At 47.6% G+C, this 22,364-nt stretch carries 18 protein-coding genes, 1 tRNA gene and 2 pseudogenes; 14 read left to right on the top strand and 7 right to left on the bottom strand.

The features are described from left to right. Window positions 1-31: 31 nt before the first annotated feature. Window positions 32-1,162 carry a DegT/DnrJ/EryC1/StrS family aminotransferase gene (locus NC980_RS14810; protein ID WP_347273171.1) on the bottom strand — a complete coding sequence of 377 codons (1,131 nt, stop codon included), beginning with the start codon at window positions 1,160-1,162 and terminating at the stop codon, window positions 32-34. A 112-nt stretch (window positions 1,163-1,274) separates the two neighbouring features. On the opposite strand from NC980_RS14810, the gene fetB reads away from it, so the two are divergent. From fetB to NC980_RS14790, 4 genes are all read left to right on the top strand, one after another. Continuing rightward, the gene (gene fetB, locus NC980_RS14805) at window positions 1,275-2,039 is read left to right on the top strand and encodes an iron export ABC transporter permease subunit FetB (protein WP_190379296.1); all 765 of its coding nucleotides are present in this window, start codon (window positions 1,275-1,277) and stop codon (window positions 2,037-2,039) included. Between the two features lie 54 nt (window positions 2,040-2,093). Then, window positions 2,094-2,843 (top strand): circadian clock KaiB family protein, encoded by a 750-nt coding sequence (locus NC980_RS14800; protein ID WP_190379295.1) that lies wholly within the window; start codon window positions 2,094-2,096, stop codon window positions 2,841-2,843. Beyond that, on the top strand, window positions 2,840-3,976 hold the full coding sequence (cofH, locus tag NC980_RS14795; protein ID WP_190379294.1) for a 7,8-didemethyl-8-hydroxy-5-deazariboflavin synthase subunit CofH: 1,137 nt from the start codon (window positions 2,840-2,842) through the stop codon (window positions 3,974-3,976). Before NC980_RS14800 ends, cofH begins: the two co-directional genes overlap by 4 nt. A gap of 110 nt (window positions 3,977-4,086) precedes the next feature. Beyond that, window positions 4,087-5,784 carry a DUF3352 domain-containing protein gene (locus NC980_RS14790; protein ID WP_190379293.1) on the top strand — a complete coding sequence of 566 codons (1,698 nt, stop codon included), beginning with the start codon at window positions 4,087-4,089 and terminating at the stop codon, window positions 5,782-5,784. Here NC980_RS14790 and NC980_RS14785 read toward each other — a convergent pair. Genes NC980_RS14785 through NC980_RS14775 form a run of 3 tightly spaced genes read right to left on the bottom strand, consistent with a single transcriptional unit; the run spans window position 5,776 to window position 8,542 of the window. Continuing rightward, the gene (locus NC980_RS14785; protein ID WP_190379292.1) at window positions 5,776-6,486 is read right to left on the bottom strand and encodes a Fe-S cluster assembly protein HesB; all 711 of its coding nucleotides are present in this window, start codon (window positions 6,484-6,486) and stop codon (window positions 5,776-5,778) included. The genes NC980_RS14790 and NC980_RS14785 overlap by 9 nt on opposite strands. A gap of 58 nt (window positions 6,487-6,544) precedes the next feature. Continuing rightward, window positions 6,545-7,099 carry a Uma2 family endonuclease gene (locus tag NC980_RS14780; RefSeq protein WP_190379291.1) on the bottom strand — a complete coding sequence of 185 codons (555 nt, stop codon included), beginning with the start codon at window positions 7,097-7,099 and terminating at the stop codon, window positions 6,545-6,547. Window positions 7,100-7,129: 30 nt separating this feature from the next. Further along, on the bottom strand, window positions 7,130-8,542 hold the full coding sequence (locus NC980_RS14775; RefSeq protein WP_190379290.1) for a hypothetical protein: 1,413 nt from the start codon (window positions 8,540-8,542) through the stop codon (window positions 7,130-7,132). A gap of 81 nt (window positions 8,543-8,623) precedes the next feature. Between NC980_RS14775 and trmFO the strand changes: the two genes are divergently transcribed. The 8 genes and pseudogenes from trmFO to NC980_RS14735 all read left to right on the top strand — a co-directional run bounded on the left by trmFO (window position 8,624) and on the right by NC980_RS14735 (window position 19,499). Beyond that, window positions 8,624-9,994: an FADH(2)-oxidizing methylenetetrahydrofolate--tRNA-(uracil(54)-C(5))-methyltransferase TrmFO gene (trmFO, locus tag NC980_RS14770; RefSeq protein ID WP_190379289.1), complete on the top strand. Its 1,371-nt coding sequence runs from the start codon at window positions 8,624-8,626 to the stop codon at window positions 9,992-9,994. Beyond that, complete coding sequence (locus NC980_RS14765; RefSeq protein WP_190379288.1) at window positions 9,975-11,186, top strand: lipid-A-disaccharide synthase-related protein; 1,212 nt, start codon at window positions 9,975-9,977, stop codon at window positions 11,184-11,186. The genes trmFO and NC980_RS14765 overlap by 20 nt, the downstream gene beginning before the upstream one ends. A 41-nt stretch (window positions 11,187-11,227) precedes the next feature. Beyond that, on the top strand, window positions 11,228-11,494 hold the full coding sequence (locus NC980_RS14760; RefSeq protein ID WP_190379287.1) for a hypothetical protein: 267 nt from the start codon (window positions 11,228-11,230) through the stop codon (window positions 11,492-11,494). A 112-nt stretch (window positions 11,495-11,606) separates the two neighbouring features. Further along, window positions 11,607-11,900, top strand: a complete 294-nt coding sequence (locus NC980_RS14755) for a PIN domain-containing protein (RefSeq protein ID WP_347273165.1) — start codon at window positions 11,607-11,609, stop codon at window positions 11,898-11,900. 491 nt (window positions 11,901-12,391) lie between these two features. Beyond that, complete coding sequence (locus NC980_RS14750; protein ID WP_190379286.1) at window positions 12,392-13,933, top strand: type I restriction-modification system subunit M; 1,542 nt, start codon at window positions 12,392-12,394, stop codon at window positions 13,931-13,933. Then, on the top strand, window positions 13,930-15,228 hold the full coding sequence (locus NC980_RS14745) for a restriction endonuclease subunit S (protein WP_190379285.1): 1,299 nt from the start codon (window positions 13,930-13,932) through the stop codon (window positions 15,226-15,228). The genes NC980_RS14750 and NC980_RS14745 overlap by 4 nt, the downstream gene beginning before the upstream one ends. Before the next feature lies 1 nt (window position 15,229). Next, window positions 15,230-16,379 (top strand): annotated as a pseudogene (locus NC980_RS14740) (AAA family ATPase). Window positions 16,380-16,403: 24 nt separating this feature from the next. Further along, window positions 16,404-19,499 (top strand): annotated as a pseudogene (locus NC980_RS14735) (type I restriction endonuclease subunit R). A gap of 354 nt (window positions 19,500-19,853) precedes the next feature. Here the strand turns inward: NC980_RS14735 and trpA are convergent. Genes trpA through NC980_RS14720 form a run of 3 tightly spaced genes read right to left on the bottom strand, consistent with a single transcriptional unit; the run spans window position 19,854 to window position 21,243 of the window. Beyond that, window positions 19,854-20,654: a tryptophan synthase subunit alpha gene (gene trpA, locus NC980_RS14730; protein WP_190379284.1), complete on the bottom strand. Its 801-nt coding sequence runs from the start codon at window positions 20,652-20,654 to the stop codon at window positions 19,854-19,856. Window positions 20,655-20,711: 57 nt separating this feature from the next. After that, on the bottom strand, window positions 20,712-21,026 hold the full coding sequence (locus tag NC980_RS14725) for a DUF3007 family protein (protein ID WP_190379283.1): 315 nt from the start codon (window positions 21,024-21,026) through the stop codon (window positions 20,712-20,714). 4 nt (window positions 21,027-21,030) lie between these two features. After that, on the bottom strand, window positions 21,031-21,243 hold the full coding sequence (locus NC980_RS14720) for an NAD(P)H-quinone oxidoreductase subunit L (protein ID WP_190379282.1): 213 nt from the start codon (window positions 21,241-21,243) through the stop codon (window positions 21,031-21,033). 177 nt (window positions 21,244-21,420) lie between these two features. Between NC980_RS14720 and NC980_RS14715 the strand changes: the two genes are divergently transcribed. Further along, a tRNA-Leu gene (locus tag NC980_RS14715) sits at window positions 21,421-21,503 on the top strand. Window positions 21,504-21,665: 162 nt separating this feature from the next. Further along, on the top strand, window positions 21,666-22,352 hold the full coding sequence (locus tag NC980_RS14710) for an ATP-dependent Clp protease proteolytic subunit (RefSeq protein ID WP_190379281.1): 687 nt from the start codon (window positions 21,666-21,668) through the stop codon (window positions 22,350-22,352). The last annotated feature ends 12 nt before the right edge of the window (window positions 22,353-22,364 follow it).

The following is a 22,364-nucleotide window of genomic DNA, read 5'->3' as shown; positions in this document are numbered from 1 at the left end:
GCAGATAAAAGCAGTCTAGAACTGAAGCTTTTTAACTCAAACAATCTTTCAAACTGTAAACAACTTGGTTCTGCTGTTCGTGCGAGAGTTCGGGGAACATAGGCAGCGACAGGACTTGATTAGCGGCACGATCGCTTTCCGGGAGTTGCCCTGGTTGATAGCCCAGCGACTTGTAAACAGGCTGCAAGTGCAAGGGAAGCGGGTAATAAATCATCGTGTTCACGCCCTTGGCTTGCAGATCGTTCTTGAGCTTGTCGCGGTAGCTTTGCTGCACGGAGTACTCGTGCTCAACCCGGATCGTGTATTGATTCCAAACGCTTAAGCCCCCCTCAAGCGACTGAGGTGCAGTAATTCCAGGAATGGGGGCAAGCAGAGAATGATAGCGGTCGGCGATGGCTTGACGCTGTTGGTTCCAGCGATCGAGATAGCGGAGTTTGATTTGCAAGATTACCGCTTGAACCGCATCGAGGCGACTATTTACGCCTAATTCTTCGTGATAGTAGCCGCTATAGCGTCCGTGGTCGCGCAGCATTTTTAATTTCGCTGCAAGCTTTGGACCATTAGTCGTGATTGCGCCACCATCACCGCAGGCACCGAGATTTTTGGTTGGATAAAAGCTAAAACAGCCGATTTGACCGATGCTACCGACTCGTTTTCCTGCCCATTCCGCCCCGGTTGCTTGGGCACAGTCTTCGATTACAAACAAGTTGTGAGCGTTGGCGATCGCCATTAATCGCGTCATATCAACCGGCTGACCGAACAGATGCACCGGAACGATCGCTTTCGTTTTTGCGGTGATAGCGGATTCGATTTGATCGAGGTCGAGGTTAAAGGTATTCGGATCGATGTCGATAAACACTGGAGTGGCACCGACTGCGCTAATCGTTTCTGCGGTGGCGATAAAGGTAAAGGGGGAGGTAATCACTTCATCGCCTGCGCCAATGCCAAGCGCTCGAAAGGCGAGAAATAGTGCATCCGTGCCAGAGTTACAGGCGATCGCAATTTCAGAACCAATGTATTGGGCAAATTGAGTTTCAAACTTCTCGATCGCGGCTCCGCCAATGTATCGACCGGATGCCAGCACTTCTAAAACAGCCTGATTAATCTCTGCGCCAATGGATTTGAATTGCTCGGACAGATCAAACGGGGGAATTGTATTCACTCGGTTGTACCACGCACCTGTAATGATTGGTCTTATTCTTAGACCGGGAAGGTTTGAGATTGGTTTCATCAAATCTTGAATCTAAAGATATCAGGCAAGGGAAATTCAATCAATGAATTTGGCGATTCAGGCAGTTTGGGCGATCGGATTAATTTTGGCGGCGTTTGCGCTTTCTTCGTGGCAACGGTTGGGGTTAGAAGGCAGCTTAATTCTGGCGGCGGGACGGGCAGTAATTCAATTAGCAGTGGTGGGATATGTTTTAGCGGTTGTCTTTGCGCCGCCTCAGAGTCCAGTTTTAATTGTGTTTGTGTTGGCGGTATTGCTGATTGTCAGCGCGATCGTCACTGGAAATCGGATTAGCCAAAAGTTGCCGATTCTACCTTGGATTATTGGGTCGTTTTTGATGACTACGATTGTCACCGTTGTGTATGTTCAAGCGATCGTGGTGCAGCCACAAACCTGGTATGAGCCGAGGTTTTTGATTCCGTTGGGAGCGATCGTTCTTTCTCAGGCGATTAATGCCGCAACGATTTCAGGGGAGCGGTTTTTTACGGCGTTAAATTCTCATACGTTAGAAATTGAAACGCATTTGAGTCTAGGGGCGACTCCGCAACAAGCGATCGCGCACTATCGCAAAGAGGCAATTCGGGCGGGAGTGTTGCCTGTGATTAATACAATGTCGATCGTGGGATTGGCAACCCTGCCAGAACTGTTAAGCGGTCAGCTTTTGGGGGGTGCAGATCCAATTCAGGCAACAGCAGTTCAAATTGTTGTGCTGTTTATGGTAGCATTTGCGACGGTGTTGGTAACGCTACTGGTTGTTCATGGAATTGGGCGACAATTTTTTACCACTCAGGCACAGTTAATCCGATGGTGATTTGCTCCGATCAGCGATAGACTGAGGGCAATCTCTTCGATCGAGTGATTAACCTTGACTTCTCAGTTTTACCGATCGATTCCCGCATTTTTCAAAGGCATCGCTCTCTTTACGCCAGGAGGGGATCTAATCTACTGCATTGATCCTGACAAGAAGGGGCGATGGCACTTAAATTTGTGTTCTGCAATTCAAGATACGCTAGAACTTCCTGAACCGCCGCATTTCCTCGTGCCTTGCTATACAGCAACGCTCGATCGCTGGTTTGATGCGAGAGCGCAGCAGGTTCGGGTGTTCGCAGAAGCCTATCCGCCTGTGTTTCGCTATCGATCGTTGTTAAATCGGGTGTTTGAAGCGGGTGATTTAGTTTGGCAGATTGCACCGTCGCAAGAAATTTGCGATCCAATGATTCTAGAAAACTATCGTTCTCAATTTCCGCAGCTTTGGGAGAATCACGATTTAGTCATGCGCTATGAGCCAGTTCCGCCGCCTCAATCTGATGTGCCTGTCTCCCCATATCCACAAGGCTATGTGTTGCGATTGTTCGTATCGGGCTACAGTGCTGCAACAGCAAGAATTTTACAGAACTTACACGCGCTTCTAGAACAATCGCTTGATAGCCCATATACGCTAAAAGTGATTGATATTTTTAAGCATCCAGAGCAAGCAGAATCCGATCAGATTTCGGCAACGCCTACACTAATAAAAGTGTATCCGCGTCCGGTACGTCGAATTGTGGGAAATTTGGATGATGCCGATCGCGTTTTACGCTTGCTAGGCGCACTGGATGAAGGACGGCAAGAATGATTGACGCAATTTTAGAGAAAGCACTTTCAGGAATTGATTTATCTCCCGCAGAAGGGGTGAGGCTACTGCAAGCAAAGTCCGAAGAGATTGAGCAGATTCGGCAGGTGAGCGATCGATTACGGCATCAACAATCGGGCGACACCGTAACTTATGTGATCAATCGCAACATCAACTACACCAATATCTGTGAGCAACACTGTAGTTTTTGTGCGTTTCGCAGAGATGAGGGTGATGAAGGGGCTTACTGGTTAGATTGGTCGCAGATTTTAGAGAAAGCGACAGATGCGGTAAGACGCGGTGCGACTGAGATTTGTATGCAGGGTGGATTAAACCCGACTGCAAAGATTAACGATAGTTCACTACGGTACTATCAAAACCTAGTCAATACAATTAAATCCGAGTTTCCGCAGCTACATCTTCATGCGTTTTCACCGCAGGAAGTTCAGTTTATTGCGCGAGAGGATCATTTAACCTTTGCGGAAGTAATTGCAGCATTGAGAGATGCAGGGGTGGATTCAATGCCCGGGACGGCCGCGGAAGTGTTAGATGATCAGGTTCGCAAGGTTCTATGTCCTGAAAAGATTGATGCTGAAACCTGGATTGAGATTGTTCGGACAACACACGAACAGGGTGTTCCAACGACCAGCACAATGCTATCTGGACATATTGAAACACCAGAACAGCAGATTCAGCATCTAGAAAAGCTACGATTGCTCCAACAATCGGCGCAACGATCGGGTTACACCGGAATCACAGAATTCATTTTGCTCCCATTTGTCGGGCAGGAAGCTCCGAAACCTCTGCGTCGTCGCGTTGGGCGCGATCAGCCTGTGTTATCTGATGCGTTATTGTTAACGGCTGTGGCTCGAATTTACCTGGGCAATTGGATTCCGAATCATCAACCGAGTTGGGTGAAATTAGGACTCTCTGGAGCGGTGGAAGCCTTGAACTGGGGCTGTAATGACATTGGCGGAACCTTGATGGAAGAACACATCACCACAATGGCGGGCGCGATCGGCGGAACTTGCATGGAAGTAGAAACTTTGCAAAGCGCGATCGCGTCTCTCGATCGACCTTATCAACAGAGAGATACGCTGTATCGACCGATCGCGCTCTATCGTTCTGTTGTTTAAGTCTGCCCCGCTAATTCTCAGCGCTGCGGGAAAGTCGATCGCAAATTCGTCACAGATTTCAAAGACTTTGCTAAAGTGTCTACGACACTCCACTCACCCTGTTGCTTCTCATGAACGCCCCCACTAAACCCCGCCCTCCAAAGCAAAAACTTCCATTACCTGTGACTCTCGGTGCGGCGACTGCTCTCGTTGCCGGGGGTACGATCGCTTACTTCTCTTTGACCCGTCAACAGCAGCTTAGCGTCATGCCAGTCGGAGCAAATGCCATTCCGCAAGATGCTTTGATGGTGGTGTCAGTTTCGACTGATCCGGGCAAGTGGCAGCAGCTTCGAGAATTTGGGACACCGCGATCGCAAGCCGGATTCGATCAAAGTTTGGCGCAGTTTCGCGATCGCTTCCTTAGAAGTCGGGGTTTAGAGTATGAGCGCGATATTCAACCCTGGATTGGTAAAGAAGTGACAATGGCATTTCTGCCGCCTCAAGCGGGGGTGAGTGTTCCCCCGCCCGGACAAAGCGCAACGCCGCCGACGCAGCAACCTACCGTGATGGTGTTACCGATCGCCGATGCGCTGAAAGCCAAGGAAGTGTTGGAGCAATCTCCAGCAACCAAGGGCGGAACCTGGAAAGAGCGAGATTACAAAGGCGTAAAGATTCGCGAATCCCAAGATACAGCGGGACAAAGTGCTTCGATCGCTGTTCTAGATACCACTCAAATTCTCGTTGCCAACAATCCAACTGCGATCGATCGGGCGATCGATACGGTGAAAGGTGGCGCATCACTAACACAAACGCCCGGATATGGAGATGCGCTCACGCAGATTAAATCGGATGATGCAATGGCGCGATTATACGTGAACATTCCTGCTGCTGCAAATATATCTGCTACCACCTCAGGTCGAGCAGTACCACCGCAAACGCTTGCACAATTGCAACAAAATCAGGGATTAGCGGCAACTGCAACCCTTGCAAATGATGGAATTCAATTCAAAAGTATCTCCTGGTTAAAACCAGCTAGCCAACGCAAGTTTGATACCAGTAATAACGCAAAATCGATACCAACGCGATTACCCGGAGACACGCTAATGATGGCATCTGGTGGTAATTTGAAGCAGTTCTGGCAAGACTACTCGCAGGGCGTTTCTGCAAATCCGATTCAGCTTGTGAATCCAGAAGCACTGAAACAAGGTATGCGATCGACCGTCGGGCTTGATTTAGAGAAAGACTTGCTCGACTGGATGCAAGGGGAGTATTCGTTAGGCTTACTGCCTGCACCCCAAGGTGCGCCTGGTAACTTTCCGGCAAGTTTGGTGCTGATGGTGCAGGCAAGCGATCGACGCGCCGCAGAAGAAACGCTGAAAAAACTCGATAGTGCAATGGCAAACAAATACGCTTTCAAAGTGGAAGAGTCGAAAATTGAAGGACAGTCTGTGATGAATTGGTCGTTGCCTGCTGCTAACGTCAACGTGACTCGCGGTTGGCTTGATGGAAATATCGCTTTTCTCTCGCTCGGTGCGCCTGTGGCAAGTTCGTTTTTACCAAAGCCAGCGACCACACTGGCAGAAAATGAGCTATTCCGCAAAAGCACACAATCTGAACTGAATCCCCGCAATGGTCACTTCTTCGTCGATATGGATCGGGTGCTGAAGCTTCAGAACTTCCCACTGCTTCAGATTCCCGCAGCAAATCGAGCCGCATTAGAGGCGATGCAATCGATCGGGGTCACTACTGCGATTACAAGCGATCGCACCTCTCGCCATGATGTGTTCGTGTCTTTGCGGAAAGGCAATAAGCCGGGAGCATTACCCTAAACGGGATTGACCGTAGGGACAGAGCGAAAGAACTACACAGCGATCGCACTGGGGATTGCGGTAAAAACAACAGCGCTGTCCATGTAGCATGAGAACTTCGTGGTTATCGTACACCTGTTGGGCTGTCCAACCTGCGGGCAATTGTGCTTCTAGCAAGTCGTGAGCTGGGGCAACCGCGACCGTTTCGGGAATTAAACCGAGTCGAATTGCTACGCGGTGATGATGACTATCCACAGGTAAGGCGCGTCGCCGGAGATTGCTGAAGGCGAGAACTGCCGCGCTGGTTTTACGCCCGATGCCGGGAAAAGATTCCAGCCAGTTTCGAGCTTCTTCGACGCTGAGATCGGCAAGAAACTCGATCGACAATTCGCCGCGCTGGACAGTGATTTGCTGCAAAATTTGTTTGAGCCGCAGTGCTTTTTGATCTGCCCAAGTGCAAGGTGCGATCGCGGTTTCAATTTCTTTTTCTGGCGCGTCGCGGACTGCCTCCCAAGCGGAGAACTTTGCTTTTAATTGTTTGAATGCCCGCGCAGAATCCGCATTTTTAGTCCGATGAGATAACAACGCTGAAACTAATTCGCTCAGCGGATCGAGATTATGAAAATACGGAATTGGACAGCCGTATTCTTGGCATAAACGATCGTGAATCTGAATCAGTTTTTGCTGAAGTTCTGGGGTGACAGAAGGGGGGCGCGATCGCATAAAAATAGGAATAATCGTTCTGAATTGGGACTTAAATCTTCACTGGTTTTCTGAGTTTTTATCGTCTCAATAGTCTCGCTACTTCAACCTCGACCTCTGGAAAAGCTAGAGGATTAACCCTGCCATCGGTCAATACAACTTGATGCTGATACTCCCCATTTACTGCATCCCGAAAGATGTTCAACTCCCTAGTTTTTAGGTTAATCACCCAATACTCGCGAATTCCTGCTTCTGCATAGACTTTGGACTTGATCTCTAAGTCCTTTTGCAAACTTGTATTGGAATACTCGATGATCCAGAAGATGTTCTCCGGGTAGGGGTGATGCCCAGTGATGTAGACCTCTCCGAGCGGTTCAACGATCGCTAAGTCGGGTTCGGGTTCTGAGTTGTTTGGCAGGGTAATCGGGTGTCCCTCTCGAACTTTGGCGCGACTGCCTAGACGATCGCGTAAATAATCGCCTGCATCGCTGCTTAATCCAGCATGAGGAATTCCTTCAGGGGACATTTCTACCAGCTCTCCCTTCAATAGTTCAACCTGCACATCATCAAACACACCTGCTTCTACTGCTTGGTGATAGCGATCAACTGTCCATTTCCAAGTCGAAATTGTCATACAGATTCCCTTACTCTAAATTTCAATGATCTAACTTTTGAGTCTGCGAATTCGACTAGTTTCTTCTAAGATACTTTCTACATCATCCTCACTCAGTTGTCGCACATAATTAACTTTCACTTCCTCTAACAGATCAATGACCAATGATTGAAGCTCTTGTAGCGATCTCTGTTGCTGCAATTCGGTCGTCAAATTCTGACCAAAGCTTTTCACCAGTTTGCTGATTAATTCTGCACCCTTTTTATCTTCAAGTGCCGTGACGATCGCCTCATACATACCGCTTGTCACTTCAGAAACTAATCGCTCATTGATTTGGCGCGGCAAATCTCCAACCAGCGGCATCGTTTTCAAGCCTTGATAAGCAGGCGACTGACTCAAAACTTGATCGATCGTATGCCGCAACACTGCATCTAGTTCAGGCTTTATCTTGGGTAGAACTTTGTAAACAGTCGTCTGAACAAAATGTGTTGTTAATTCCTGAATTTCGTCGCGCTGATTGAGATCAATGTAAGGGCGATTCATCGACTGAGCAATCCAACGGGAAAACTCGCCCCGCTCGATCGTCGATTGAAACCGATCGATCACCTGAGTTACCACCGCTTCTGCCATATCCTCTGAGATATTTGCGACAAAGCCTTGACTCGCTTGAGCGCGAATGTGGCTGAGATCGATCAGTTTTGCGTGATCCAGTCGAACTGTGATCGGAATCACTCGCAGCCACTGGAAAAAGGGCAATAGCAGAAAGATGTCATACCATCGCCAAAGTGCCGCATCGAGCCAGCTTAAACTTCGATAACGCCGACTAAGATAGAAAGTCCGAGCGATAAACTCTAGCGCAAAGATGGCGATAAATGGAGCATCGATCGCCCAGAACCAATCGACAAATTCACCGTTTTCACCAATGCTGCGGTAATAGTTTGAAGCAATCAACGGACGGATCTCACGATTGAAAAATTGCAGTTCGTTATTGATTCCGCGCTGGGTTAAGTTTTCTGTGCTCCAAAAGGTTGCGAATGCCTGTTTTGAAGATTCACGCCGACGCTCCTGAAAGATATGCTCTCGCATTCGATTTTTGATTTTCTCTAGCGTTCCGCTTTTATTTGCGACTGCAAAGGGATTGGTATCAACCATCTCGGAACTGCGCGATCGCAATTCCTGTAATCTTGCTTGCACTGCCGGATTTTCTAATCCAGTTTGCTGAAGTTCCTGCTGCAACGCGTTAACAGTATCTAAATACGCTTCGGTGTCGCGATGTGGCTCAATTCCTTTGACGCGATCGTACCCCCGTGTCACACCGGGAAAATTACGAAGCCAGAAATCTCGCCACGGGATATACGACCAATCAAACGCCACCAGTCCTAAATTTGCCACTGCTAAAAATGCCATCGATCGCTCAAACAGCAGATTACGACGGAGCGGAGAGCGAGAAGGAGACGATCGCATAAGTTCAAACCAGCACTGACTTTCCTAGATTGATCATAGAACCGTTTATCCTAGATAAGGACTCGATCGAAAGTGTTGACTATGACCGAACTTTCTCCAATTCATGTCATTGGCGGCGGATTAGCAGGCACCGAAGCGGCTTGGCAGATTGCTCAAGCGGGTGTCCCCGTCGTGCTACATGAAATGCGCCCGATTCGTCAAAGCCCTGCTCATCACTCCGAGCATCTGGCGGAATTGGTGTGCAGTAACTCATTTGGAGCGCAGGCAACCGATCGCGCTTCGGGACTGCTGCACGAAGAATTGCGGCGTTTGAGGTCGATCGTGATTCAAACCGCAGATCAGCATCAAGTTCCGGCGGGTGGGGCATTGGCGGTCGATCGGGGTGTGTTCAGCCAAGAATTAACCGAAACCCTGGCGAATCATCCTCTAATTGAGTTAAGGCGTGAAGAAGTGGTCGAAATTCCGCGATCGGGCGTTGTGGTGCTGACGACAGGGCCTTTAACCAGTGAAGCGCTCTCCCAGGATTTGCAGCGCTTAACCGGAATGGAGTATATGAGTTTCTTCGATGCAGCAAGCCCGATCGTGGTGGGTGAGTCGATCGATTTTGAAACCGCATTTTTGGCTTCTCGGTACGATCGTGGCGAAGCCGCTTACCTCAATTGCCCAATGGACAAAGCGCAGTATCTCCACTTCTGGCAAGAGCTGTGCAAGGCAGAACAGGCGGAATTAAAAGATTTTGAGCGCGAAACGGCGAAATTTTTTGAAGCGTGCTTACCGATCGAGGAAATGGCGCGACGGGGCGAAGATACGATGCGTTACGGCCCGCTTAAACCTGTGGGACTGTTTGATGCCCGAAAAGGCAACTTCCGCGACAACAAAGAGCATCGCCCTTATGCAGTTGTCCAGTTGCGCCAGGAAGATAAATCCGGGCAATTGTGGAACATGGTCGGATTTCAAACCAACTTACGCTGGGGTGAACAAAAGCGCGTCTTTCGGCTCATTCCCGGTTTAGAAAATGCTGAATTTGTCCGTATGGGTGTGATGCACCGCAATACGTTTATCAACTCACCGGAACTGCTGCTGCCAACCATGCAATTTAAATCGCGATCGACCCTTCTTGCCGCCGGACAACTCAGCGGAACTGAAGGTTACACGGCTGCCTGTGCAGGCGGTTGGTTAGCGGGAACCAATGCTGCTCGTGTGGCGTTGGGATTACCAACCCTGTCTCTTCCGGTCACAACGATGATGGGCGCGTTGTTCGATTTCATCAGTTCTGCCTCTCCAAAGCATTTCCAACCGATGCCGCCGAACTTTGGCATCTTACCGGAACTGCCGCAGAAGATTCGCAACAAACAAGAGCGGTATGGACAATATCGCGATCGTGCCCTGTCTGATTTAGACCAATTCCGCGCTTCTTTATCCTCGAACAACTATGCGTTTGCTTTGTCTTAGTAACGGTCACGGTGAAGATACGATCGCAATTCGGATTCTTCAAGCGTTGCAGCAAAAATCAGATTGCAAGATCGAAGCTTTACCGATCGTCGGGGAAGGTCACGCATACATAAATGCAAATATCCCTGTAATCGGCTCGGTGAAAGCGATGCCATCGGGCGGATTCATCTACATGGATAATAAGCAACTGGTTCGAGACATACAAGGTGGATTACTAAAGCTCACACTAGAGCAAATCAAAGCGATTAAGAATTGGGCAAAAGACGATGGCTTAATTCTGGCAGTCGGCGACATTGTTCCAATGTTGTTTGCTTGGATCAGTGGTGCGCCGTTTGCCTTTGTTGCCACTGCAAAATCAGAGTATTACCTGCGCGATGAGAAAGGCTGGTTGTCAAGACAATCCTGGTGGGACGATCGATTAGAGCGATCAACCGGATGTATTTTCCAGCCGTGGGATCGCTGGCTGATGAAACGACCCCAATGTAAAGCGGTATTTCCTCGCGATCGGTTCACTGCTCAAATTCTCAAACGCTTTGATGTGCCCGCTTTTGATCTGGGTAATCCGATGATGGACGGCTTGGAATGGTCAGGCTCAGAAACCTTCGATGGTTTGACTGTTGCGCTGATTCCTGGTTCTCGCCCGCCTGAATGTTTTGCTAATTGGGAATTGATGCTGCAAGCGATCGATCACATGAGCGACTTAAAGCGATCAGTGCAATTTTTAAGCGCGATTGCACCTGGAATCGACCTCGATCAATTACATGAGGTATTGATTCGTTATCGCTGGCGTTACACAGATTCAAATACTTATGTGAATGGATACGGTGAGAAAGAGACAACACTAAAGTTAATGCCTGGACGATTTGCAGAATGTATTCAGCGAAGTGAGATTGCGATCGCAATGGCAGGAACCGCCACCGAACAATTTATCGGGCTGGGCAAACCTGCGTTGATTATTCCAGGCGTAGGACCGCAATTCACACCCGCTTTTGCAGAAGCTCAAACCCGATTGCTAGGCGCTTCGGTCACACTTGTTTCACACCCCTCTCAAATGAGTCGTGCGATACGATCACTCCTAGAAAATCCCGATCGTATCCAAATGATTGCAGAAAACGGACGGCGACGCATGGGAGAACCGGGAGCGGCGGAGCGAATTAGCGATCGCCTAATCGACATTCTTCACACCCTCTAAAATTCTGTACACTTGAACCAATCCGATAAACGGCAAACATCATGGCAACTTACAAACTCAAAGGTAAAGTTGATGCTAATGGACAGCTAGTGATCACAGAAACGATCGACCTCCCACCTGGCGATGTCGAAGTCATCGTGTTTCAAAGGGTTTCCAATGCAAGTCCCGAAGCGACTCAACCTTCTAGTGCCCGTCCTACGAAAATCAAGTTTTTACGCGAATGGTTCGCCAAGACTGAACCTGCACCTCCTAACTTTGATGCTGATGAAGCTAGATGGCAAGCACTTAAAGAGAAGTACGATTTGTGAAAATTTTGTTGGATAGGAATGTAATTTTGGATGTCGCTTTGGAACGATCGCTCTTTTTTCGCAAGCTCAAGAAGTTTTTGCACTGGCTGAGAGCGGAGCGTTTGAAGCATTTGTGTCCGCCTCAACATTCAGCGACTTGTACTATGTCATTCGTAAACAGAAAGGTCGATCGATGGCGTTAGATTTTCTTGAAAACATCGCTCAAGCTTTTCAGATTGCAACCGTCGATCGCGCAGTAATCTCACTTGCGTTTACGCTTGGATTTGCAGATTTCGAGGATGCAATTCAGTGTGCAACCGTAGTCAGAAATCAGCTTGATGGCATCGTGACTCGTGATACTCAGGATTTTGCCCAGGCAGAAATTCAAGTTTTCACACCGATCTCGCTTGTTGAGGCGATCGCTTAATCGAAATCCTGCATACTCTCTAGAATTGTAGGCGCTCGAAGTCGTTCCTAGTATTTTCGATCGGAGCATTAGGCGGAGAGCGTCGATCTAATTCGCTAATTTGGGGTGTTATGCCGACTTCGGGCAGTCTAAATCGCTCTAGAGAGCATTATACCGACCATTTTCGGTCTAATGCCTAGATTTGGGTAATTAGGCTGACTCTTTCGTTCTAATAAATAGTTATGCCGAAACCGAGAAGTCCGTTTAAGTTGCTTGTTCCTAGCCGAGATTAGGCAGGCAAAGATTGTTGGCTTCGGTGAGCGGCGATTGCTGTCGCAGACGGCAAGCCGTTCGCGCCACACAAGAAATAGCTAAGCGATCGAATATAGTAAATCATTGGAGTGGGTATAATTTGTGATGAGTTAGCGGCGATTGCTGTCGCAGATGGCAAGCCGTTCACTTGCTGCTCAATTCAGCCGTTATACATAAGCACTTACAACAGAATTTCCATAATGACGAGTACCCAACAACGCGCCGCCCTGCAACGCCAAATCTGGCAAATCGCCAATGATGTTCGCGGTTCAGTCGATGGCTGGGATTTTAAGCAATACGTTCTCGGTACGCTGTTTTACCGTTTTATCAGTGAAAACTTTGCCAGCTACATCGAGGCTGATGATGACAGCATCCACTACGCCGAGCTGCCCGATAGTGTGATTACCGACGACATCAAAGACGATGCCATTAAAACTAAAGGCTACTTTATTTACCCCAGCCAGTTGTTTGCCACGATCGCCGCTAATGCCAACACGAACGAAAGCCTGAATACTGACCTGGCAGCGATTTTTGCGGCGATCGAAAGCTCTGCCAATGGCTACCCTTCCGAGATGGATATCAAGGGGCTGTTTGCCGATTTTGACACCACCAGCAACCGCCTCGGCAACACGGTTAGAGATAAAAACCTGCGCTTGTCTGCGGTACTAAAAGGCGTGGCAGGGCTGGATTTTGGTGGTTTTGATGCCAGCCATATCGACCTGTTTGGCGATGCCTATGAGTTTTTGATCTCCAACTATGCCGCCAATGCGGGTAAATCGGGGGGCGAGTTTTTTACGCCGCAGCATGTCTCTCGGCTGATTGCCCAGCTTGCCATGCACCAGCAAACCAGCGTCAATAAAATTTATGACCCCGCCTGTGGTTCGGGTTCGCTGCTCTTGCAAGCCAAAAAGCACTTTGACGCTCACCTCATCGAAGACGGTTTTTACGGGCAGGAGATTAACCACACGACCTATAACTTGGCGCGGATGAATATGTTTTTGCATAACATCAACTACGACAAGTTCAATATGCAGTTGGGCAATACGCTGACTGACCCGCATTTTGCGGATGAAAAGCCCTTTGATGCGATCGTCTCTAATCCGCCCTATTCGGTGAAGTGGATTGGTAGTGATGACCCGACGCTGATTAATGACGATCGCTTTGCGCCTGCTGGCGTTCTTGCGCCCAAATCTAAGGCTGATTTTGCGTTTGTGTTGCATTGCTTGAGCTATTTATCGAGCAAGGGGCGGGCGGCGATCGTGTGTTTTCCCGGTATTTTTTACCGTGGCGGTGCCGAAGCCAAAATCAGAAAGTATCTGGTAGATAACAACTATGTGGAAACGGTGATTGCCCTCGCGCCCAATCTGTTTTTTGGGACTACGATCGCGGTGACGATTTTGGTGCTATCTAAACACAAGTCCGGCTCTGCGACTCAGTTTATTGATGCGAGTGGACTGTTTAAAAAGGAAACGAACACTAACACCCTGACTGATGACCATATTGCCGAAATTATGGGGGTGTTTGATAGTAAGGAAAACGTTGCTCACTTTGCCCGATCGGTGCCTTTTGAAGAGATTGCGGCTAAGGATTACAATCTGTCGGTTAGCAGTTATGTGGAAGCCAAGGACACTCGCGAAATCACGGACATCACGGCGCTTAATACTGAATTAAAAACTACCGTTGCCAATATTGATCGCCTGCGTGCTGAGATTGATGCGATCGTGGCGGAGATAGAAACATGAACTTTCTGGAAAAACTGTTGGACGGGGCGACGGTGGAGTGGAAGACGCTGGGGGAAGTAGCCGAAATCTATGGCGGTCTTACTGGAAAAATAAAATCTGATTTTGATGGCGGCAATGCAAAATACATTACATACGGAAATATATTTTTCAACATAGATGTTAACTTTAATGCTCTCGAATCTGTCAAGGTGTCTGATTCGGAAAATCAGCACGAGGTTAAATATGGCGATGTTTTGTTTACAGGATCATCTGAAACTGCTGATGAGGCAGGAATGTCCTCGTCTGTCACGACAAAACTTGAAGGTTCTGTGTATTTGAATAGCTTTTCATTTGGTGTTCGATTTAATGCGGACACCCCGCTAGCTCCTGAGTTCTCAAAATACTTGTTTCGCAGTCATTTCATGCGCTCTCAAATTTCAAAGACTGCAAGTGGTGTAACTCGCTTCAATATATCCAAGGAGCGCTTTAAAAAAATCCAAATCCCCATCCCATGCCCAGACAACCCCGATCGCTCTCTTGCTATTCAAGCCGAAATCGTGCGGATTTTGGATACTTTTACAGCGCTGACCGCCGAGCTGACCGCCGAGCTGACCGCCGAGCTGACCGATCGCCAAAAGCAATACAACTACTACCGCGATCGGTTGTTGAGTTTTGAAAAAGGTGAAGTGGAGTGGAAGCCATTGGGGGAAATTGGCAAGTTTACTCGTGGGAAACGTTTCACCAAAGCGGATTACGTGGATGACGGCATACCAGCTATTCACTACGGCGAAATTTACACACACTATGGAGTTTCAGCCTCTCATACGCTATCGCAGGTTCGCCCTGAAATGGCTGCATCATTACGCTATGCAATGCCCGGCGATGTTGTAATAGCAGGTGTAGGTGAAACTGTTGAAGATGTTGGTAAGGCTGTTGCATGGATAGGAAGTGAAAAAGTAGCTATTCACGATGATGGTTGGGCTTTTTGTCATTCAATTAATCCAAAACTTGTGTCCTATGTGATGCAAACAACTACCTTTATCACTGAGAAGGCGAAATATGTATCTAGTGGAAAAGTTAAGCGATTATTGATCAGTGGAATTGAAAAAATCCGAATACCAATCCCATACCCAAATGATCCTCAAAAATCGGTTGCCGAACAAGCCCGCATCGTCGCCATCCTCGACAAATTCGACACCCTCACCAACTCCATCCGCGAAGGCTTGCCCCGTGAAATCGCCTTGCGCCAAAAGCAATACGAATATTACCGCGATTTACTGCTCACCTTTCCCAAGCCTGAAGAAGTAGAGGCGTAACATGGGCAAAACACTAACCGAAATCGCCCAGGATCTGAGAACCGCCAATAAAGTTGATCTATGCCTTTAATGGCACAGGTAAAACGCGCCTTTCCAGAGAATTCAAGCAACTGATTGTGCCGAGAGCCGATGAAGATGAGGGCGATAACGAAGCCGATCGGTCTGAGTTGGCGGACAGAAAAATTCTGTATTACAACGCCTTTACCGAAGATTTGTTCTATTGGGACAACGACTTGGAACAGGATGCCGATCCCAAGCTAAAAATCCAGCCCAATTTATTTACCAATTGGGTGCTAAGAGATCAAGGGCAAGACCGAAACATCATCACAAACTTTCAGCATTACGCCAATGAGAAGTTAACGCCGCATTTTAGTGAAGACTTTAGTGAAGTTAGCTTTTCGTTGGAGCGCGGCGATAATGAACACTCAGGAAATCTGAAAATCTCCAAAGGCGAGGAAAGCAGTTTTATCTGGAGTATGTTTTATACGCTGATCGAACAGGTGATTGAAATTCTCAATGTTCCAGAGCCGACTGATCGTGAAACCAATGATTTTGACCAGTTGGAATATATATTTATCGACGATCCGGTAAGTTCACTAGATGAGAACCATTTAATTCAGTTGGCTGTAGACTTAGCCCAATTGGTCAAATCAAATGAATCAAATGTCAAATTCATCATCACCACCCACAATCCGCTTTTTTATAACGTTTTGCACAACGAACTCAATAGTGATGACGGTAATTACAGAAGGAAATGCTTTGATAAGTATCGGATGATCAAGCTAGATGACGGCACATATCAGTTAGTTGCCCAGCCCAATGACTCGCCATTCTCATATCATCTTTATCTGAAATCAGAGATTGAAAAGGCTATTGAGAGTGATCAGTTGAGCAAGTATCACTTCAATTTTTTAAGAAACATTCTGGAAAAAACCTCAACGTTTCTTGGCTATAAGAAATGGAGCGATCTCCTGCCACAAAACGATGATGGCCAAACCAATCCGTATGAGACTCGGATTATTAATATCTCCAGTCACTCTAAGCACGCGGGCGAAGAAGTGGCCGTACTCACCGAAGATGACAAGCGTGTTTTGCGTTTTCTGGTGAATGAAATCAACACCAAGTATCGCTTTCAGCAGACTCAAAGCTAAAGAAACAGAATTTAGAGGTAAAGCATGACCGACTACAACGCGATCGCCGAATCCAATAACTTTATCGTGCTGGATCAATACATCAAAGCACCGCAAAGTGAAAGCTACCAAAGCGAAAGCGATTTAGAGCGCGAATTGATTCAGGATTTAATTCAGCAAGGCTATCAATACCTGCCCAAATTAACCAACCCGCAAGCCATGTTACCAACGTGCGCGAGCAGTTGCAAACGCTCAATCAGGTGCAGTTTACCGAAGGCGAATGGCGGCGCTTCGTAGAAACCTTTTTAGATAAACCTAGCGACAGCATTACCGATAAAACCCGCAAAATCCATGACGATTACATCCATGATTTTGTATTTGATGATGATCGCATTCAAAACATCTACCTCCTCGATAAAAAGAACCTTGCCCGCAACAAAGTCCAAGTGATCAAGCAATTTGAACAAAAGGGAACGCAAGCCAACCGCTACGATGTGACCATCTTGGTCAACGGCTTACCCCTAGTGCAAATTGAGCTAAAAAAACGCGGCGTAGCGATTCGTGAAGCCTTTAACCAAGTGCATCGCTACAGCAAAGAAAGCTTTAATGCCGAACATTCGCTGTATAAGTATTTGCAACTATTTGTTATTTCCAACGGCACCAATACCCGCTACTTTGCCAACACCACCCAGCGCAATAAAAATAGCTTTGACTTCACCATGAACTGGGCGAAAGCCGACAACACCCTGATTAAAGACCTGAAAGACTTTACCGCCACCTTTTTTCAGAAAAATACCCTGCTCAGTGTGCTGTTGCAGTATTCCGTGTTTGATGTGAATGACACCTTACTGGTGATGCGCCCCTACCAGATTGCCGCCACCGAGCGCATTTTATGGAAAATCAACAGCGCCTACCAAGCCAAACACTGGAGCCGTCTTGAGGGCGGCGGCTATATCTGGCACACCACTGGCTCAGGCAAAACCTTAACCAGCTTTAAAGCGGCGCGGCTAGCGACGGAGCTAGAGTTTATCGATAAGGTGTTTTTTGTGGTCGATCGCAAAGACCTTGATTACCAAACCATGAAAGAATATCAACGCTTTTCTCCCGATAGCGTCAATGGCTCCGACAGCACTGCGGGGCTGAAGCGTAATCTGGATAAAGACGACAACAAAATCATCGTCACCACCATCCAGAAACTCAATAACCTGATGAAAACCGAAAGCGACCTAGCCATCTACACTAAGCAGGTCGTATTTATTTTTGATGAATGCCACCGCAGCCAGTTTGGTGAGGCACAGAAGAACTTACAGAAAAAATTTAAGCGGTTTTATCAGTTTGGCTTCACTGGCACGCCCATTTTTCCGCAAAACGCCCTGGGCGCAGACACCATCGCCAGTGTATTTGGTCGTGAGCTACATTCCTATGTGATCACCGACGCGATCCGTGATGAAAAAGTGCTGAAGTTCAAGGTGGACTACAACGATGTGCGCCCACAGTTCAAAGCCATTGAAACTGAGCAAGACGAGCAAAAGCTAAACGCCGCCGAAAACAAACAAGCCCTGTTACACCCTCATCGCATTCGCGAGATTTCCCAATACATCTTGAATAACTTCCGCCAAAAAACCCACCGCTTGCAAGCAGGCGGCAAAGGCTTTAATGCTCTGTTTGCCGTGAGCAGTGTGGACGCTGCCAAGTTGTATTACGAAACGTTTAAGCAACTACAAACAGGTCGCGATAAACCCCTGAAAATCGCCACTATTTTCTCCTTTGCCGCTAATGAAGAACAAGCAACCGTGGGCGAAATTTTGGATGAAGGCTTTGATGTATCAGCCGTGAACAGCAGCGCCAAAGAATTTTTAAGTGCTGCTATTAGCGACTATAACGCCCTGTTTAAAACCAACTTCAGCGTAGATAGCAACGGTTTTCAAAACTACTACCGCGATCTAGCCAAGCAAGTCAAAGCCAAAGAAATTGACCTGCTGATCGTGGTGGGTATGTTCTTGACGGGGTTTGATGCGCCTACACTCAATACCCTGTTTGTGGACAAAAACCTGCGCTATCACGGTTTGCTGCAAGCCTATTCACGCACCAACCGCATTTATGATGCCACCAAAAACTTTGGCAATATCGTCACCTTCCGCGATTTAGAACAAGCCACCATCGATGCCATTACCCTGTTTGGCGATAAAAACACCAAAAACGTGGTGCTGGAAAAAAGCTACAGGGAATATATGGGCGGCTTTACCGACGTGGTGACTGGTGAAGCGCGGCGTGGCTTTGTGGAGGTGGTGACGGAATTAGAGCAGCGTTTTCCCAACCCCGACGAGATTGTTTTAGAGAAAGACAAAAAAGACTTTGCCAAGCTATTTGGCGAATACTTGCGCGTTGAAAATGTACTACAAAACTACGATGAATTTGCCAGCTTGAAAGCCTTGCAACAGGTCGATATAAATGACCCGGCGGCGGTTGAAGCATTTAAAGCGGAACACTATTTAAGTGATGAAGACCTGACGGCACTGCAAGCCATCAAGGTTCCTGCCGAGCGCACCATTCAAGATTACCGCTCCACCTACAACGATATCCGCGACTGGTTGCGCCGGGAAAAAGCGGGCAGTGAAAAAAGAACAATCCGCGATCGATTGGGATGATGTGGTGTTTGAAGTGGATTTGCTGAAATCCCAAGAGATCAATCTGGATTACATTCTTGAGCTAATTTTTGAGCAGAATAAAAAGAATAAAAGTAAGGGTGAATTGATTGAAGAAGTGCGTCGCCTGATTCGAGCCAGCTTAGGCAATCGAGCCAAAGAAAGCCTGATTGTGGATTTCATTAATCAAACCAATCTCGATGAAATGGCAGATAAAGCCAGCATCATTGATGCGTTCTTTAAATTTGCCCAAGCCGAGCAAGCCCGCGAAGCAGATGAGTTGATTCGTTCAGAAGGCTTGAATGAGGAAGCAGCCAAGCGCTATATCAGTGCCTCCCTGAAACGCGAGTTCGCTAGCGAGAATGGGACTGAGTTAAATTCCACACTGCCTAAAATGAGTCCGCTTAATCCAGAATACAAAACCAAGAAGCAGAGCGTTTTCCAAAAAATTGCGGCATTTGTTGAGAAGTTTAAAGGCGTAGGCGGGCAGATTTAGGACTGCTAATCGGCGAAAAAACGGCGAGCAAACCGTTATACCAAAACCAATGAATCCGTTAGGGTTATCTGCTTCGGTTTGAGGTTGGTAAGCAAAAATTATTCTCTTCATGGATGAGTTCCGAGAAGTTATCGGCGATTCCTTTCATGATGCGTTACACCGCCAAGGTTAAGAATAGATAAGAGATCGGGGCATAACAAATCATTGGAGCGGACAGAATTGTGATATCTCGGTGATGAGCAAAGCGTTAGGTCTGCCGCTTAATTCAGCCGTTATCAGTTCTCAAATGATAGACAAGCCACAAATTCTCTAAAATCTCCTTGATCGCTGAGTAATTTTCATCCTTTCATGGATTCAATCGCTAGAAATCGCACTTCTCAACGTCTGACAAAACTCCTCGATCGCTTTCAATCCCTCAGCAGGCGTTCCCTCAGACAATCGCTTTACAAATGCACTTCCGACGATCGCTGCATCTGCGCCCCAGTTCATCACTTGCCGCGCTTGTTCCGGTTGCGAAATTCCAAAGCCAACGCCGATCGCTTTATCTGTCACCTGCCGCAACTCTGCGATCAAATCTTTCACCCGCGATTCCATTTGCGATCGCATTCCGGTTACGCCCGTTGTACTCACCAAATAGATAAATCCTTGCGACTGTTGCGCGATCGCTGCAATGCGCTCTAGTGGACTCGTCGGTGCAACCAACAGAATTAATTCGATCCCATGTTCTTTAGCTGGACGTAACAGGGTTTCTGCTTCTTCTAAGGGTAAGTCTGGAACCACTAAACCTTTCGCGCCCGCTTCGGAAATCTCCTTTAAAAAAGATTCAATGCCGCGATTCAGAATTGGATTGTAGTACGTAAAAAGAATGATCGGCGATCGCAAATTCGGAGCAACCTGCTTGACCAGTTGCAAAACATCATCGAGTCGAGTTCCATTTGAGAGCGATCGTGTCGCTGCTGCTTGGATCACCGGGCCATCCGCCAACGGATCAGAATAAGGAACGCCCAATTCGATTAAATCGGCTCCATTGCGATCGAGAATATGCAACGCCTGAGCGGTCGTCTCTAAATCCGGATCTCCGGCAGTTAAAAAAGGAATCAACGCACACCGACCCTGATTCCGTAGCCGCTCAAAACATTCCGACACTGAAGCCATCTCGATTCTCTAAAACGCACAACTTCAGTAGATTACTGCAAATTTGGGCACGAAATTCTAAGAACCTTGCTTTTTCCGTTCCGCTTCAATCTCTGCCTGAATTTTCTCTAATTCTTCAGGAGTTAATTCTTCCAAGCGCTTGCGGAGGACGGCTTCCTCGTAATCCTTAAGCTGCTGGTTGTACGTCATGTTCTTTGACAGCACCCGAAACAGGTAACTCGCCAACCATCCAATCAAGCCGCCGACTAACAGCAACTGACTCCAAATTCCTGCGCTAACGCTGTCGAGACCTGCGCCCTGAAGTGCCAGAAACGCAAGTCCGCCCGCTAAAAACACACCAAACGTAATCCCGATCGCGTCAATTCGTCGCATCGTTCTAAGCTTCTATCTGTCGCGCTTTCGGTCTGAAATTCAAGAACGGCGCAAGCAAGAGCATTCCCGGAAAATAGAGAAACACCATGAAATACATAAAGCCCCGCTCAACTGAACTTGCCACATACCAACGCGACTTCAGATAGAAAAAGATGATTAAGGGCACAACCACTAGGTAAGCGCCGCCCAAGGCGAGGTATAGAAGTGCTACATCCATGCGTTTCAACCGGATATCAACTTTTCTATCCTAGCGCTTTCGTGCGATCGCGCTCCCCCAATCAAACAGTGAAATTTAATTTGCGATCGTTTCACAAATTTCTATACCAATCCTGCAAATCTAGTGATATTCTTGGAAAGCTTCTGAATTGTAATCCTAAATTCAGAATATTGTCTTGGGGGCGTGGCGGAATGGTAGACGCTACGGACTTAAAATCCGTTGACCGCAAGGTCGTAAGGGTTCAAGTCCCTTCGCCCCCATACCTTAAAGATTTATTGCGGCAGTCCCTCTACAAAATCTAGCCGCACAAAAATTACGGATTCCCCAACTCGTCCCGCTCGGCTTGGGCTGTATTATTCCTCGTTCCACGCGCTACCATGAATAAACCGCCACTTATAGGCAAATTGTTTCAGGCAACTGCTATGGAATCACCGATTAAGGCTGTTCAGTCCTCAAATTATTATGGCGATGCCTCTTACCGCACGCCCCCACCCGATTTAGCATCTCTGATGCTGAAAGAGCGCATTGTTTATCTTGGCGGCCCCCTGCACTCGATCGATGAATATCGTAGAAACCCCAACCAAGATTACACCCGCTTGATCATCGCGCAACTGCTGTATCTGCAATTCGACGATCCAGAAAAGCCGATTTATTTCTACATCAACTCAACCGGAACTTCCTGGGAAGGTGAAACGATCGGGTTTGAAACCGAAGCGTTTGCAGTCTGTGACACCCTTAGCTACATCAAGCCTCCGGTGCATACGATTTGTATCGGGCAGGCGGTTGGTACAGCCGCAATGATTCTCTCGGCGGGAACCAAGGGATTCCGGGCAAGTCTGCCGCACGCGACGATCGTTCTCAACCAACCGAAATCGGGGACACGTGGACAGGCAACCGATATCCAAATCCGGGCGAAAGAAGTTCTAGAAAACCGAGCTGCAATCCTCGACATCCTGTCTAAGAACACTGGACAACCGATCGAGAAAATCGTTAAAGACACCGATCGCACCTTCTATATGACACCGCAAGAAGCGAAAGAATATGGACTCATCGATCGAGTTCTCGAAAGTACCAAGCAACTGCCCAAACCTGTTGCCGCTTTGACTTAATTCACCCCCTCA

This window comes from Leptolyngbya sp. AS-A5, assembly GCF_039962495.1.
GTDB lineage: Bacteria > Cyanobacteriota > Cyanobacteriia > Leptolyngbyales > Leptolyngbyaceae > Leptolyngbya.
This window is presented reverse-complemented; position numbering and strand designations above follow the sequence as displayed.

Bases quoted from the DNA above. Each gene is read 5' to 3' on its own strand.
- fetB (WP_190379296.1), top strand. From the start codon at position 1,275: ATGAATTTGGCGATTCAGGCAGTTTGGGCGATCGGATTAATTTTGGCG.
- cofH (WP_190379294.1), top strand. From the start codon at position 2,840: ATGATTGACGCAATTTTAGAGAAAGCACTTTCAGGAATTGATTTATCT.
- NC980_RS14790 (WP_190379293.1), top strand. From the start codon at position 4,087: ATGAACGCCCCCACTAAACCCCGCCCTCCAAAGCAAAAACTTCCATTA.
- NC980_RS14785 (WP_190379292.1), bottom strand. From the start codon at position 6,486: ATGCGATCGCGCCCCCCTTCTGTCACCCCAGAACTTCAGCAAAAACTG.
- NC980_RS14780 (WP_190379291.1), bottom strand. From the start codon at position 7,099: ATGACAATTTCGACTTGGAAATGGACAGTTGATCGCTATCACCAAGCA.
- NC980_RS14775 (WP_190379290.1), bottom strand. From the start codon at position 8,542: ATGCGATCGTCTCCTTCTCGCTCTCCGCTCCGTCGTAATCTGCTGTTT.
- trmFO (WP_190379289.1), top strand. From the start codon at position 8,624: ATGACCGAACTTTCTCCAATTCATGTCATTGGCGGCGGATTAGCAGGC.
- NC980_RS14765 (WP_190379288.1), top strand. From the start codon at position 9,975: ATGCGTTTGCTTTGTCTTAGTAACGGTCACGGTGAAGATACGATCGCA.
- NC980_RS14760 (WP_190379287.1), top strand. From the start codon at position 11,228: ATGGCAACTTACAAACTCAAAGGTAAAGTTGATGCTAATGGACAGCTA.
- NC980_RS14750 (WP_190379286.1), top strand. From the start codon at position 12,392: ATGACGAGTACCCAACAACGCGCCGCCCTGCAACGCCAAATCTGGCAA.
- NC980_RS14745 (WP_190379285.1), top strand. From the start codon at position 13,930: ATGAACTTTCTGGAAAAACTGTTGGACGGGGCGACGGTGGAGTGGAAG.
- trpA (WP_190379284.1), bottom strand. From the start codon at position 20,654: ATGGCTTCAGTGTCGGAATGTTTTGAGCGGCTACGGAATCAGGGTCGG.
- NC980_RS14725 (WP_190379283.1), bottom strand. From the start codon at position 21,026: ATGCGACGAATTGACGCGATCGGGATTACGTTTGGTGTGTTTTTAGCG.
- NC980_RS14720 (WP_190379282.1), bottom strand. From the start codon at position 21,243: ATGGATGTAGCACTTCTATACCTCGCCTTGGGCGGCGCTTACCTAGTG.
- NC980_RS14710 (WP_190379281.1), top strand. From the start codon at position 21,666: ATGGAATCACCGATTAAGGCTGTTCAGTCCTCAAATTATTATGGCGAT.